This is a genomic window from Brevibacterium picturae (assembly GCF_900105045.1).
GTDB classification, from domain to species: domain Bacteria; phylum Actinomycetota; class Actinomycetes; order Actinomycetales; family Brevibacteriaceae; genus Brevibacterium; species Brevibacterium picturae.
Map to the genome: position 1 here is coordinate 4,042,900 of NZ_LT629739.1, position 14,147 is coordinate 4,057,046.

Genomic DNA, 14,147 nt, shown 5'->3' on the forward strand with positions numbered 1-14,147 from the left:
TCTCAACACAATCTACCATTGATTCCGTCGGAATGCGCACATTCGTATGCGAATTCAGTCGAATCCGAAAAACATTCGTTCTGGATCCGTCATGATTTCGCGTTTTCACCCCTGACAACACGCGTGTCGCAGTGATTGACACCGTGTGATGCGGCTCACCACACTGTAATCATGAATGAGGGTGAGCTGTTCTACGCTGGGGAAGACAACCGGCCGGATGTCCAGGGAATGCGGCCCGGCGCCCAGCAGGGGCGGGCGGCGCAGGAAGTCGGAGCTCGCCCGCAGCCGAGGCCAGGCGAGGTCGATACGATCGGCGCGAACGAACTCTCGTTCTCTCCGGACGAATACCTGGGGCGGATCGCCTCGGTGCGCAATCGGATGGTCGACCAGGGGCTGTCTGCGCTCATCGTCACAGACCCTGCGAACATCTACTATCTGACCGGCTACAACGCCTGGTCCTTCTATACCCCGCAGCTGCTGTACGTCCCTGCGGCGGGTCCGCTCACGCTGTTCCTGCGCGACATGGACGCCAGAGGCGCCACGCACACTTCGTGGCTGCCGCCGGAGGACATCGTCGGCTATCCCGAACGCTATGTGCAGCGCCCGCACATCCACCCCTTCGACTGGGTGGCCTTCGCGCTGCGGCAGCGCTGGGAGGTCGCCCGCGCATCCTCGTCACCGGTCGGCGTCGAGATGGACTCGCACTTCTTCTCTCCGCGCGCTTTCCGGTCACTGGTCAACGGCATCCCCGAGTGGCGCCTGGTCGATTCCTTCGAGCTGGTCAACTGGATCCGGGCGGTCAAGTCCCCGGCCGAGGTGGCCCTGATGCGCAACGCCGCCGAGGTGACCACGGAGTCGATGAACGCCGCCCTGGGAACCATCGGGGCCGGTATCGCACAGAACGAGGTGGCGGCGGAGATCGCCGCCGCGCAGGCTCGCGGGCGCGGCAGCGCCTGGGGTGACTATCCCGCCATCGTGCCGATGATGCCCACGGGAGAGAGTGCCGACACGCCGCACCTGAGCTGGTCGGACCGCAAGTTCATTGCCGATGAGTCCGTGAGCATCGAACTGGCCGGAGTCCACCGCCGCTATCACGTGCCCTTGGCGCGCACCGCCGTGGTGGGAAAACCCAAGCAGGAGCTCATCCGTCTCGAAGGGGTCGTCGCCGAGGCGTTGGCCGCGGTTCTCGATGTCGCCGCGCCCGATGTGCCCACCGCCGAACTGGCCCGCACGTGGAACCGGGTGCTGGCGCTGGCCGGACTAGAGAAGCCGAGTCGCCTGGGATACTCCATCGGCATCGGGTACCCGCCCGACTGGGGCGAGCGCACGATCTCGATCAGGACCGAGGATGACCAGTTCCTCGAGGCGGGGATGACCTTCCACCTCATCTGCGGGATGTGGATGAATGGGTACGGTTACGAGCTGTCCGAATCCGCGCTCATCACCGATACCGGTTGCGATACCTTCACCACGTTCCCTCGCGAGCTCATCCGGGTCTGACTCGAACCTCGGCGGCGGGCCTGACGTGCACCTCAACGGTGTCCGGTCCGTAGCCGTTCCCACCTTGACCCTCAGGCCATGAACTGGATCCAGATCCCGAGGCAGAGCGCATTGGCGCCGGCCACGACCAATGCCCGGCCTTGAACCCAGCCGATGTCATTCGCCGAGGCGGGTGTGGAGGGCTCGGCCATCTGCACAGACATTGCCACACGTGGGGGAGCGGCGAGTGCGGCGAGTGAGCCGGCGGCGTTCCCCGCGGCGACCACAGGCAGGGCTGAGGCGTGTGAGTTCGTGGCGACTGCGTCAATGGTGCCGGTGAACATGGAATTGGCGCCGGTGTTCGAGCCGGTGATCACTGCTCCGGTGGCGGTCAGCCATGGTGTGAGCAGGACGAGGCCGGCGGGGACCAGTGATCCGATCGCGGTGCTCATACCGCTTGTCGTCATGATCCATCCCATGAGCATGAAGGCCGCCGTTCCCGCCCCGATGGGCGTCCAGGAGCGGATGGCGGAAGTGATCACGGTTCCCCGGGAAACCACCGTGAGCGCCGCGATCAGGCAGGCGACAGCCAGCCAGAACGGCGGAGAGGCGACGATCTGTGTCAACAGCGAGGGGAGGGCCGCCTGGAGGGCGCGCGCGAGGAGCAGGCCGATTGTCAGGGTGGCGTAGGGTAGCACTGCGATTCCCAATTGTCGGGTGAAGCCGGTTCTGCGGCGGCGGATGATGAAGAGGGCGCCCATCACGGCGATGACCAGCAGTGAACCGATGATGCCGGCAGGAGCCATGCCGATCACAATGCTTGCGGCCAGGATACCGGTCCACATGAGGGCAGCGGCGGCGGCGATTCCGAGGCAGGAGACGAGGCCCGGGCGCATGATGAGAATCACCGAGGCGGCCACGATGAGGACGGGGATCGCGTTGATCCAGGCCGTCGCCACACCGAGCTCGTCGACGCCGAGGCCGGCCAGCGCCGCTGCGACCGTCGTCCCCGGTCCCAATGCTCCCCACGGCACGGCGATGAGGCCCAGGAGGCCGAGTATCGCCGACTGACGCAGCGAGCAGCCGAGCAGTCGGAGCACGGGAACTCCGATCGTCACGCCGATGCCGAATCCGGTGACGGATTCGGCGAAAGGCACGAGTCCGAAGACGACGAGGGCCACGCCGAGTGCTCGACTCGGTGCCGCTGATTCGACCCAGGCGGAGATCTCGCGCATCGAACCCGCGGCTTCGAGCAGTCGCGCGAGGACCATACCGAAGAGCAGGATGAGGGCGACTTCGAGGATGAGCGGAAAGTAGTCAGCCCCGGAGGTCAGCAGAACCGACATCGGGGTCGGAAAGAAGAACACGACTGCAAGGCAGGCGGTGATGACTCCCGCAGTGGCGGCGATCCACGAGCTCTGCTTGAGAACGAGCAGCGCGATGGCAAGCATAATGGGAGCAAGCGCCAGCAGCGGCGTCATGTGAAAAGTTCCATGAGAAATTTCCTTTGATAGAATCATCTCTACTATTCAAGAATAAACTATGATGTGACAATGGCGAACACAGAGGATCTTGGAGCTCGAGTATTCGGCGCGCGCATCAGAGCCCGCCGCAAGTACAACGACTTAACGCTCAACGAACTCGCGATCCGCGCCGGGATCTCCCGGGCAGCCTTGTCAAAGATCGAACGCGGTGAACAGGACACGTCCGTCTCGAACGCCATGGGTCTCTCCCGTGCCCTCGGCGTTGAGGTGGGTGAGCTCCTCGCCCCGCCCGAGGTGGTCATCACTCCCAGCAGTTCCATCCCTGCACACAGTGCCTACGGCAGGGGCACAGTGCGACGTGACTTGCCCGCGCCGCAGGAGAATATGGACGTCGTTCACTACAAACTCGATCCGCGCTGCGAAACCGCGTCGTTCGCCGCCCACCGCAGCGGCTCGCGAGAGTCGTTCTTCGTCCTCGCCGGCACGATCGAAATCGTCACGATCGATCGTACGACCACGCTGCGAGCCGGCGACTGTGCCCAGGCGCCCGGGGACGTTCCGCATCAGCTGTCGAATCCCACCGATGAGCCGGCGGAGCTCATGCTCATCATCGTCTGAGGCACGTCGTTGCCTTGACGCGGCAAGCCGACCTCCGGCATTCTGGTTCTGACACATTCCCGGCGAAAGACAGTCATTTCGTGAAGTAATTCCTCATTTCCGAATTGCGGGTGCAACGGACCCGCAGCGCACTGCTGTGCATGAAATGAGGTCGCACATGACTGCCATATCCGTCTCGAATCTCGGATACCGCCTCGGCGACGACACCGAGATCTTCACCTCGCTCACTGCCTCGATCCCCGCGGCCGTCGTCGGTCTGGTCGGGGACAACGGTGTCGGAAAATCCACCCTCGCCAAGATCATCGCAGGACTTCTCACGCCCACCTCCGGCAGCATCACCGGCGCCGAGGGTGCCGTCTACATCGATCAGCTTCTGCCGCACACCGACGACAGCGTCGCCTCGGCGTTGGGAATCGCCCCCATCAGAACTGCACTGACGAAGGCGCTGGCCGGTGACGCCGGACTCGATGACTTCGAGATCATCGGTGACGACTGGGACATCGAGGAACGGGCGCTGGAGGCTCTGGCCGACCTCGGTCTGAAACTCGACGCCCACGCCCTGGATCGTCGGCTGAGCACCTTTTCGGGCGGGCAGGCCATGCGCATCGGTCTGGCCAGGGCGGCTCTGGCCGGCCAGCGCTGGCTGATCCTCGACGAACCCAGCAACAACCTCGACGAGGCCGGGCGCCGTCGTCTGATCTCTCTGCTCCGGGCCAGGACCGGGCCGACCCTGCTTATCTCGCACGACCGAGCGCTGCTGACGACGGTGACGACGATCGTCGAGATGACAGATCAGCTGCGGGTGTACGGCGGGAACTTCGACGACTACGAGTCCATGGTCGCAGCCGAAGAGGAGGCGAAGCTGCAGAACATCGTCGATGCCAAGAAGTCCCTGGCGATCGAGAAGCGGCAGCGGATCGAACTCGAGACGAAGCTGGCTCGGGCCGAGAGGAAGGCCGCCAAGGACAAGGAGAACAAGAGGCGTCCAAAGATCGTGATGAACGGGCTGACGAACTTCGCCGAGAAGAGTGCTGCGAAGAGGCGCGGCGACAAGGCGGCGGACGAAGCGGCGGCCCGGTCATCGGTCCAGTCGGCCAAGGACGAACTGCGCCGGGAAGCAAGCATCCGACTGGACCTGCCGGAAACGGTGGTCAACTCGGGCAAACGTGTTCTCGAGATCGCCGCGCCGGTCCTCGAGCGCCCCTGCTCCGTCGTGGGCCCGGAAAGGGTCAGACTGACCGGGCCCAACGGGTCCGGGAAGTCGACCCTGTTGGCTGCCATCCTCGGCCGAAGTGACACCGGAGCACCCATCGCTGAGCTCTTCCCCGGCATTGAGATCAATGCTCCGGTGCCGATCGCCCACCTCGACCAGCAGTACAGGCTGCCGCCGACACTGACCGTCATGGAGGCGGTGAGGGAGAACAATCCCAGTCTCAGCCCGCACCGCGTCCACGAGGTATTGGCGGCGATGGGGCTGCGGAAGAGACGGACCGATCAGCTCTGCTCGACCCTGTCGGGAGGAGAACGGTTCCGGGTGGCACTGGCGACGAGTCTGCTCCAGGACCCCGCACCACAGATGCTCGTCCTCGATGAGCCGGGCAACAACCTCGACCTGTCATCGCTGACCGCGCTCGTGACCGCTCTGGACGGATTCGGCGGTGCGATGATCGTGGTCACCCACGATGACCGTCTGGCCCAGGAGCTGGGACTCGACGTGGAATGGGACATCCGGGAATTTCTGGACCCGGGCACTGTTGATGAGGATAAGGATGCCAACGAGACGGAGGAGTCGCTTGCGTGATCGAGAAAGGGCAGCGTCTGCTTATGCAGGTGCCGCGTCATTTGACGGGCCGGGGATAATGGCATGGTGAGTGTCATGAGCCCTGCCCCAGAATCCGTGTCCCCGGCTACCGTCGAGCCGTTGCGCATCGGCCCCATCGAACTGCCGTCGCCGGTGGTGCTTGCGCCGATGGCGGGAATCACCAACACGGCCTTCCGGCGTCTGTGCCGCGAGTACGGTGGCGGTCTCTACGTGACGGAGATGGTGACGTCCCGGGCGCTGGTTGAACGCAGCCCCAAGAGTATGCGCATCATCCGACATGAGCCCTTCGAGACTCCGCGCTCGGTCCAGCTCTACGGTGTCGACCCGGTGACGATCGGACAGGCCGTGCGCATGCTCGTCGAGGAGGACCGCGCCGACCACATCGACCTCAACTTCGGCTGCCCCGTGCCCAAGGTCACCCGGAAGGGCGGCGGCTCGGCCCTGCCGTGGAAGAAGGACCTGTTCGAATCCATCGTCACCACGGCCGTGGCCGAGGCGGACCGCGGCGGAATCCCCCTGACGGTGAAGATGCGCAAGGGCATCGACAAGGATCACCAGACTTTCCTGGACGCCGGTGAGACAGCCCGCAATGCGGGTGTGGCTGCGGTCGCCCTCCACGGGCGATCCGCGGCGGACCTGTACTCCGGCCAGGCTGACTGGGACGCTATCGCCCGACTCAAGGACCACCTCGGCGACACTGTTCCCGTGCTGGGCAATGGTGACATCTTCGCGGCTGAAGATGCACTTGAGATGATGCGGAAGACCGGATGCGACGGCGTTGTCATCGGCCGTGGATGTCAGGGTCGGCCCTGGCTGTTCGGGGACCTGGAAAATGCGCTGAGCGGCAGCGACGAGCGGTTCCGACCCGGCCTCGCCGAGGTGGCCCGCGCCGTCTACAAGCATGGCGAATACCTCGCCGAATACTATGAGGACGAATTCTACGGAGTTCGTGACCTGCGCAAACACATCGCCTGGTATTTCAAGGGCTACCCGGTCGGCGGAGACCTGCGTCGGCAGTTGGCGATGGTCTCCTCCTTGGAGGAGCTCGCGGGACTGCTGGCACAGCTCGATCACGACGCACCGTATCCTGGAACGGATGCGGAAGGCTCCCGGGGGCGGACCACCCGCCCGAAGAAGCCGCATCTGCCCGAGGGGTGGCTCGATTCCCGCATCTTCGATGTCAGCGGGACGTCCCTGCTCTCCGAGGCGGAACTCGACATCTCGGGAGGATGACAATGCCATTCGAATCTCACCCACGCACATCGGTGCGCTCTGGGTCCGTAGCGGTGTACACGCCGTGGGACGAAGAACGGTGGGTGAGTGAACCGGCGAAGAATCCGCGCAGATCAGCATTTCAGCGTGATCGCGCCCGGGTCCTTCATTCCGCGGGTCTGCGACGCCTCGGCGCCAAGACTCAGGTCGTTTCTCCGGGAACCGATGATTTCGTACGCACCCGACTCACTCATTCTCTCGAGGTCGCCCAAGTCGGGCGCGAACTCGCCCGCTACCTCGGTTGTGATCCGGACATCGTCGACACCGCCTGTCTCAGCCACGACCTCGGCCATCCGCCCTTCGGCCACCACGGCGAGACCATCCTCGATGCTCTGTGCATCGACATCGGCGGTTTCGAGGGCAACGCGCAGACGCTGCGTCTGGTCACGCGGATCGAACCGAAGGTGATTGCCGATGATGGTCGCCCGGCCGGACTCAACCTGACACGGGCCAGTCTTGATGCGCTGACCAAGTATCCCTGGGCGCGAAGCGAAGCGTCCATCGGCCGGCGTGACTCAGGTGTCCGCAAGTTCGGAGTCTACGACGACGACAGGGGAGTCTTCGACTTCTACCGCGAGGGCATTGAGAACGGGAAGCGATGTGTCGAGGCCCAGGTGATGGACTTGGCCGATGACATCTCATACTCCGTCCACGACGTCGAAGACGCGATTGCGGGCGGACATCTGCATCTGGGTGAGTTCGCTGCGGAGAGTCGTCGTGCAGAGCTCTTCGAGATCACTCGGAAGTGGTACCTGCCGGTCATAGGCGATGAGGAGATGGACAAGGCGCTGTCGAGGCTGCAGGCAGCGGCATACTGGCCCGCGGAGACCTATGACGGATCCAGACGGGCCCAAGCGACGCTCAAGCATATGACGAGTCAGCTCATCGGCCGGTTCGTCGGTGCCGCGGAAGCCGCCACCCGTGAAGAGTACGGATGGGAGCCCCTGGCCCGTTACGCAGCCTCCCTCGTCGTCCCCGAACCCACGGCTGTCGAGATCGCCGTCCTCAAGGGCATGGCGACGCTGACGGTGATGGTCGCCGAAGATCGTCTGCGTCTGCATGACATCCAATCGGCTGTCATCACCGAGCTGGCCCAGTGGTATTCCGAGTCACCGATCAACCTCGATCCGATGTTCCGGGCCGACTACTTCGAGGCCGCTGACGACGCGGCCAGGCTGCGGGTCCTCGTCGACCAGATCGCATCGCTGACCGATCATTCCGCCTGGGCCCTGTACCACCACCTCAAAGCAGGGGCGGAGGACCGTCTCTAGACTATGGCCGGACTGATCAAACGCGAGGACATCGACGAGCTGCGCAGTCGCACCCGCATCGACGAGGTGGTGGGGGAGTTCGTGACGCTCAAGACTGCGGGAATCGGCTCGCTCAAGGGCCTGTGTCCCTTTCACGATGAACGGACTCCCTCGTTCACCGTTCGTCCCCAGGTGGGGATGTATCACTGCTTCGGCTGTGGTGAGTCCGGCGACGTCTTCTCTTTTCTGCAGAAGGTCGAACAGCTCAGCTTCGTCGAAACAGTCGAGTCGCTGGCCGGCAAGATCGGGATGCACCTGCGCTACGAAGACGGCAAGGGCCCCGACCGGGAGCAGGCGAGCCGGCGACAGCGGCTGCTGGAGATGCACGAGGTCGCACAGCGCTTCTTCGCCCAGTCCCTTGAAGGGGAACAGGGACAGATCGGTCGTGAGTTCCTCGAGGGCCGCGGTTTTCCCAGCAGTTCGAGCAGGGAGTTCGGTCTCGGTTTCGCCCCCAAGTCCTGGGATTCGCTGACCAATCAGCTCAAGCGGGCCGGTTTCAGCGAGGAGGAGATCCTTGCCGGTGGCTTGGCCAGTGAGGGCGGGCGCGGCATCTACGACCGCTTCCGCGGCAGGGTCGTCTGGCCCATCAAAGACATGACCTCGCGGACCATCGGCTTCGGGGCCAGGCGACTGTTCGACGACGATCAGGGGCCGAAGTACCTGAATACTCCAGAGACCGCCCTGTATCACAAGAATCAGGTGCTCTACGGGCTGGATCTGGCCAAGAAGCACATCGCGAAGACCAAGCGCGTGGTCATCGTCGAAGGCTACACAGATGTCATGGCCGCGCACCTGGCCGGTGTGTCACAGGCGGTGGCGACGTGCGGAACGGCGTTCGGACCCGAACACGTGAAGATCGTCAGGCGCCTCCTCGGCGATGATCCGACGGGACAGGTGATCTTCACTTTTGACGGTGACGCGGCCGGACAGAAGGCGGCGCTGCGGGCCTTCGAGTTCGACAGTGAGTTCACCGCTCAGACCTTCGTCGCTGTCGAGCCCGATGGGCTGGACCCCTGCGACCTGCGGATGCAGAAGGGTGATGGCGCGCTGCGTGAACTCATCGATGGTCGCAAACCGCTCTTCGAGTTCGTCATCACCACCGCGATCTCCCGCTTCGACCTCGACTCAGTCGAAGGCCGGATCGCCGCAGTCAGGGCCAGCGCCGAGGTTCTGGCAGACATTCGTGATCGCAACAGCCTCAGCCATTACTACCGTTTCGTCGCCGGTCGCATCGGAGTCGACATCGACGAGGTGGAAACCGCGGTCAGAGACGCCCGGAAACGACCGAAGAAACCGCAGGCGAACCAGGCTCGTCAGCCACAGGTCGCGCCGCCGCAGACTCCTCCCGGGGTACGGCAGTCTCCTCCTGGGGCTGCGCAGTCTCCCTCAGGAGGGCCGCAGTCTGCGCCGCACAGACAGCAGATGGGGTCGCGGGGGCAGTCTGCGCCGCACGGACAGCACCAGCATCAGTCGGCTCCGGCGACGAACAGTCAGCAGCCGAGCACGGGGTTCGCGCCTGGACCGACGGGAGGAGGCGCCGGCGGAGACGACTCAGCCATCGAGTACGTCTACGACGAGCGCCCCGACGTGTCGAACCTATCGGCACCGATCAGTCCCGCTCGGCTCAAGACGGAGAAGGGCGCCCTGATGGTGGCGCTGCAGCACCCGGAGTTCGTCAATGCCAAACTCTTCGACTCCCTCTCCGCCCGGGCCTTCGAGCACCCCGGCTACCGTCGGATCCAGGCGGCGATCAAGGCTGCCGGAGGGCTGAAGTCAGCAGGGTCCGACACCACTCGCTGGGCCGAATCGGTTCTCGCGGCCAGTGACGAGGACCTCAGGCCCTATGTCACGCAGCTGCTCGTGACTCCCTTGCCGGTCGCGGACGGAGTCAGCGCGGATGGCTTCGCCAGGGGCATCGTGGCCCGACTCTTCGACTATGACCTCGAACGCATCGCCAAGGAGCTGCACTCACGACTGCAGCGGCAGGACACTGCGGATACCGAGGCGCAGACGACGCTTCTGGGCCAGTTGCAGGTCCTCGAACAGCATCGGGCACGGTTGAAGACGCTCATGTGAAGTCCGGGATTCACGACTGAGAACGTGAAATAGTGCACAATTGCAATTTTGCAGTTGGTGAAAAGTTGCATGAGGTGCAAAAATAACCTCATGGCCGAAACCGAATCCCTGCGCTCCAAAAAGGCGCGCCAGACGCGAAATGCGCTCCATGAGGCTGCAATCACGCGGGTCCTCGATGACGGCCTCGAAAATGCAACAGTGGCGAACATCGCTGCGGACGTGGGCGTGTCCACACGCACCTTCTTCAACTATTACGCGACGAAGGAAGACGCCATCGTCGGCCTCGACGAGTCCAATATCGACGCGCATGTCGTCGACGCCTACGTCCACTCCGACTCCGGGACCAACGATCTGGCCGCGGATACGGCCTGGTTCATTCGCGAAGCGCTGCTGATGGGGTCGATCGACCCTGCTATGCCGGCCAGGCGGAGAAAGCTGTTCGCTCGGTACCCGGAGCTGGTCAGCAAACGCTTCGATCGGGCCGAGGCTCTCGAAGAGCTCGTGGCAGGGCATGTGCTCGCCCGGCTGCGCTTCCTGGGGCAGGAGTTCTCAAGCGAGGACTCGGCTTGGCGCAGCGCCCGTATGCTCACCCAACTGTGCCGAGTGCCTCTCAACCACGCTGGCCAGACGATCAAGCGATCGCCCGAGCTCGTGGATGAGAAGGGCTCGACGAAGGAAATCTACGAAGATTCACTGGAACTCTTCCTCAAGGTTCTGGATCGACTATGACAAAGGCTGAAATGAGAAGCAATCAAGGGCTGAAAACCGGCGAAATGGCCCGCCCGCCAGAAAGTGATGCGGATGCTGAGCCGATGAAGACATCGGCGATCATCCTGCTCTTCGTAGGACTGATGATCGCCATGTTCATGTTCTCCCTCAACCAGACCGTGCTGGCGACCGCACTGCCGACGATCGTCGGTGAGCTCGACGGCGTCGACCAGATGCTGTGGGTGTCCACAGCGTTCATGCTCGCCTCGACGATTATGATGCCGATCTACGGCAAGGTGGGTGACCTGTTCGGTCGCAAACCGCTCTTCATGTTCGCGATCTGCTGCTTCCTGCTGGGGTCGGTCTTCGCGCTCATCGCAGGTGACATGTCGATGCTGATCTTCGGACGTGTGCTCCAAGGCATCGGCGGTGGCGGCATGATGATTCTCTCTCAGTCCATCATCGCCTCCGTAGTTCCAGCCCGGGAACGCGGGAAGTACATGGGCATCATGGGCTCCGCCTTCGCGGTGTCCTCGGTGGCCGGTCCGCTCATCGGCGGCTGGCTGACAGAGGGGCCCGGTTGGCGCTGGGCCTTCGCCATCAACTTCCCCCTCGGCATCATCGCACTCATTGCCGCAGCCATCTTCCTCAAGGTGCCCAAGCACACCAGCGGAAAACGCCCGAAGATCGACGTCATGGGGATGGCGCTGGTCTCGATCGTCACATCCTGCATCGTCCTCGTCTCCGCCTGGGGCGGTCACGATTACGCATGGGGTTCGTGGCAGATCAACGGGCTCATCATCGTCGGCGTCCTCGCCATCGCCGGATTCATCGTCGTCGAGCACAAGGTCAGCGAACCGGTCATCCCGATGTTCCTGTTCAAGAATCGGGATTTCCTGCTGTGCACGATCGCGGGTCTGTTCATCGGAGTCGGGATGTTCGGCGTCCTGTCCTACATGCCCACCTATCTGCAGATGGTGCACGGCATCGACGCGACCGTGGCGGGACTGATGATGGTTCCTATGATGGGCACGATGCTCATCTCCTCGACCCTCATCGGCTTCGTCGTCTCCCGGACCGGCAAGTACAAGAAGTACCCGCTCATAGGTGTGCTGATCATGGCCGCGTCGCTGGTTCTGCTCTCGCAGCTCAAGGCTGACAGCGCCGCCTGGGAGACCATGGGCTGCCTGGCTCTGCTGGGACTCGGACTGGGCCTGAGTATGCAGACCCTGGTCCTCGTCGTCCAGAACGCCTTCCCCGTTGCCATGGTCGGAACAGCGACGGCATCGAACAACTACTTCCGTCAGGTCGGTGCGACCCTGGGCATGGCCTTCATCGGGTCGGTCTTCACGCAGCGCCTCATGGACAACATCAAAGAGGGCATGGGCGAACTGGCGAAGGCCAATCCCTCACAGCCGATGCCCGAGGTCTCCTCGACAGGTCTGACACCGCAGATCGTCGCCGATCTGCCCGAGCCGCTGCACACCCTCATCATCACGTCCTACAACGACGCGCTGGTCCCTCTGTTCCTGTGGGTCGCACCTCTGGCAGTCCTCGGCTTCATCTTCCTGTGCTTCCTGCCCAACACACCGCTGGCACAGACGCTGAAGACCGATCCTGCCAAACGCGAACTTGTGCGCGTCGACGCAGGTTCGTCCGCGGGCCAGGTCGACTCATCCGATAGTCTGGCAGAGAAGGCTAGGCTGAAGGAGTCGACTGATGACGGTACTGACAATACTCAACGCCCCCGGGACCCAGATCCCCGAGCAGCTGACTGACCTTGGTCGGAGAGAGGACGTCGAACTTCGGATCGTCGAGGCGGGGGAGCTGGGCTCTGCCCTCCCCGGCACCGATGTCCTCCTCCTCTGGGACTTCTTCTCGCGCGCACTGAAAAGCGAATTCGGACATGCTGACAGCCTGAAGTGGATCCATGCGGCCGCAGCCGGGGTTGACTCCCTGATCTTCGACGAGCTCTCCGCCTCGGAGGTCGTCGTCACGAATGCACGGGGGATCTTCGACCGGCCGATCGCAGAGTTCGTACTCAACTACATCCTTCTCCATGCGAAGAATTCGCTGCGCTCGCTCGAAGATCAGCGGAACTCCACCTGGAACCGTCGATCGACGAAGGATCTGGCCGGATCTCAGGCCATGATCGTCGGCACAGGTTCGATCGGTCGGGAGATCGCCAGGGTCCTGAAGGCCCTCGACGTGAATGTCAGCGGAGCCGGCAGCCATGCTCGGACCGGAGACGCCGACTTCGGGACCGTCATCGATTCCGCGCAGCTGAGCTCTCATCTGTCCGGAGTGGACTGGGTGATCAACATTGCGCCGCTGACGGACAAGACGAAGAACCTCATCGACGCCGAGGTGTTCGCCGCCATGGACCCGAGCGCCTACTTCGTCAATGTCGGCAGGGGAGAAGCCGTAGTCACCTCCGACCTCGTGGACGCGCTCTCGGCCAGCCAGATCTCCGGTGCCGGCCTCGACGTATTCGACGAAGAGCCACTGCCCGCCGACCACCCCCTGTGGCAGGCAGACAATGTCATCGTCACCCCGCACATGAGCGGCGACACCGATGGATGGCGACTGCGTCTGGCTGACCAGTTCGTCGACCTGTTCGAGAAGTACGCGGCAGGTGAGACGTTCCCACACACGGTCGACAAGGCAGCGGGATACGTGCGATGACCGAACAGTCAGACGACCATGCTGCCCAGCGGGCGTTCCTCGCTCGGGTTCTCAGCGAACTCATTGCGGTGCGCAGAGCCCGACTGCTGAGCATGCTGGTATTGGCCCTCGCGATGCTCGTCGCCGGCCTAGGCGCGGCGACGCAGGCACAGGGGACACGGGTGGACACAGTCTTGCTGTTCTCCGCGTTCAGCCTCATCATGATCGGAATCGTGTGTGCACTGGGGGCGATCGTCGCGTGGACGAGGATCAATCGGGACGTCCTTGACTCCATCGCCTCAGCGAGGCCGCCCCGTGCCCGTGCGCCCAGAACCCGCAATGCGGGAATGGCCGTGGCGATCGGCTTCGCGGTACTCGGACTACTGTGCGGATGGCTGCTGTTCTCGACGACACCGATCCTGGCAGTCGCCGTCGTCTTGGCGTGTGCCACGCTCGCCTGCCTGGGACCGATCTGGGCCAATGAACTCTCGAGCGCCGATGACCGATTCGCCGTGATTCTCGACAGTGATGACGATCTCGCCAAGCGGTTCAGCACCTACACGCCGATCTGGCTCCACGACGCGATGGAGAACGAGAAAGCGGGGCAGGACAGGGCCTGATCGGGAAACATCATTCCCGGACGAGCACGGGCGGCTCTGTGCACGTCCGGCCGGTCAAGCACCCACAGACAGAGAAGTGCCCGCAGCATGTCAC

General features: G+C 63.5%; 11 protein-coding genes. 10 read left to right on the forward strand and 1 reads right to left on the reverse strand.

The annotated features are described in order from the left end of the window. The first annotated feature begins 171 nt into the window (after nt 1-171). A complete protein-coding gene (locus tag BLT92_RS18425; protein WP_092107964.1) occupies nt 172-1,500 on the forward strand; it encodes a M24 family metallopeptidase in 1,329 nt (442 codons plus the stop codon). Between the two features lie 71 nt (nt 1,501-1,571). Here the strand turns inward: BLT92_RS18425 and BLT92_RS18430 are convergent, their stop codons facing one another. Then, nucleotides 1,572-2,960, reverse strand: coding sequence for an L-lactate permease (locus BLT92_RS18430; RefSeq protein WP_092107966.1), 1,389 nt, complete (start codon nt 2,958-2,960; stop codon nt 1,572-1,574). A 72-nt stretch (nt 2,961-3,032) separates the two neighbouring features. Here BLT92_RS18430 and BLT92_RS18435 point away from each other — a divergent pair, with 72 nt between their 5' ends. The 9 genes from BLT92_RS18435 to BLT92_RS18475 all read left to right on the forward strand — a co-directional run bounded on the left by BLT92_RS18435 (nt 3,033) and on the right by BLT92_RS18475 (nt 14,053). After that, entirely contained in the window at nt 3,033-3,581 is a 549-nt protein-coding gene (locus tag BLT92_RS18435; RefSeq protein WP_092107968.1) for a helix-turn-helix domain-containing protein, read from the forward strand. A gap of 157 nt (nt 3,582-3,738) precedes the next feature. Further along, entirely contained in the window at nt 3,739-5,382 is a 1,644-nt protein-coding gene (locus BLT92_RS18440; protein ID WP_092107970.1) for an ATP-binding cassette domain-containing protein, read from the forward strand. Nucleotides 5,383-5,457: 75 nt separating this feature from the next. Further along, complete coding sequence (dusB, locus tag BLT92_RS18445) at nt 5,458-6,636, forward strand: tRNA dihydrouridine synthase DusB (RefSeq protein ID WP_092107972.1); 1,179 nt, start codon at nt 5,458-5,460, stop codon at nt 6,634-6,636. A 2-nt stretch (nt 6,637-6,638) separates the two neighbouring features. Continuing rightward, nucleotides 6,639-7,946 (forward strand): deoxyguanosinetriphosphate triphosphohydrolase, encoded by a 1,308-nt coding sequence (locus tag BLT92_RS18450; protein ID WP_092107974.1) that lies wholly within the window; start codon nt 6,639-6,641, stop codon nt 7,944-7,946. A 3-nt stretch (nt 7,947-7,949) separates the two neighbouring features. Continuing rightward, nucleotides 7,950-10,061, forward strand: a complete 2,112-nt coding sequence (gene dnaG, locus BLT92_RS18455) for a DNA primase (RefSeq protein WP_092107976.1) — start codon at nt 7,950-7,952, stop codon at nt 10,059-10,061. A gap of 90 nt (nt 10,062-10,151) precedes the next feature. Beyond that, the gene (locus tag BLT92_RS18460) at nt 10,152-10,790 is read left to right on the forward strand and encodes a TetR/AcrR family transcriptional regulator (RefSeq protein ID WP_092107978.1); all 639 of its coding nucleotides are present in this window, start codon (nt 10,152-10,154) and stop codon (nt 10,788-10,790) included. Between the two features lie 11 nt (nt 10,791-10,801). After that, nucleotides 10,802-12,547, forward strand: coding sequence for an MDR family MFS transporter (locus tag BLT92_RS18465; RefSeq protein WP_231938909.1), 1,746 nt, complete (start codon nt 10,802-10,804; stop codon nt 12,545-12,547). Continuing rightward, on the forward strand, nt 12,489-13,454 hold the full coding sequence (locus BLT92_RS18470) for a D-2-hydroxyacid dehydrogenase (RefSeq protein WP_092107982.1): 966 nt from the start codon (nt 12,489-12,491) through the stop codon (nt 13,452-13,454). Before BLT92_RS18465 ends, BLT92_RS18470 begins: the two co-directional genes overlap by 59 nt. Then, complete coding sequence (locus tag BLT92_RS18475; RefSeq protein ID WP_092107984.1) at nt 13,451-14,053, forward strand: hypothetical protein; 603 nt, start codon at nt 13,451-13,453, stop codon at nt 14,051-14,053. The genes BLT92_RS18470 and BLT92_RS18475 overlap by 4 nt, the downstream gene beginning before the upstream one ends. The last annotated feature ends 94 nt before the right edge of the window (nt 14,054-14,147 follow it).

Excerpts from the sequence above, each read along its gene's own strand:
- BLT92_RS18460 (WP_092107978.1), top strand. The coding sequence starts at position 10,152 with ATGGCCGAAACCGAATCCCTGCGCTCCAAAAAGGCGCGCCAGACGCGA.
- BLT92_RS18440 (WP_092107970.1), top strand. The coding sequence starts at position 3,739 with ATGACTGCCATATCCGTCTCGAATCTCGGATACCGCCTCGGCGACGAC.
- dnaG (WP_092107976.1), top strand. The coding sequence starts at position 7,950 with ATGGCCGGACTGATCAAACGCGAGGACATCGACGAGCTGCGCAGTCGC.
- BLT92_RS18465 (WP_231938909.1), top strand. The coding sequence starts at position 10,802 with ATGAGAAGCAATCAAGGGCTGAAAACCGGCGAAATGGCCCGCCCGCCA.
- BLT92_RS18430 (WP_092107966.1), bottom strand. The coding sequence starts at position 2,960 with ATGACGCCGCTGCTGGCGCTTGCTCCCATTATGCTTGCCATCGCGCTG.
- BLT92_RS18475 (WP_092107984.1), top strand. The coding sequence starts at position 13,451 with ATGACCGAACAGTCAGACGACCATGCTGCCCAGCGGGCGTTCCTCGCT.
- BLT92_RS18425 (WP_092107964.1), top strand. The coding sequence starts at position 172 with ATGAATGAGGGTGAGCTGTTCTACGCTGGGGAAGACAACCGGCCGGAT.
- BLT92_RS18435 (WP_092107968.1), top strand. The coding sequence starts at position 3,033 with ATGGCGAACACAGAGGATCTTGGAGCTCGAGTATTCGGCGCGCGCATC.
- dusB (WP_092107972.1), top strand. The coding sequence starts at position 5,458 with ATGAGCCCTGCCCCAGAATCCGTGTCCCCGGCTACCGTCGAGCCGTTG.
- BLT92_RS18450 (WP_092107974.1), top strand. The coding sequence starts at position 6,639 with ATGCCATTCGAATCTCACCCACGCACATCGGTGCGCTCTGGGTCCGTA.
- BLT92_RS18470 (WP_092107982.1), top strand. The coding sequence starts at position 12,489 with ATGACGGTACTGACAATACTCAACGCCCCCGGGACCCAGATCCCCGAG.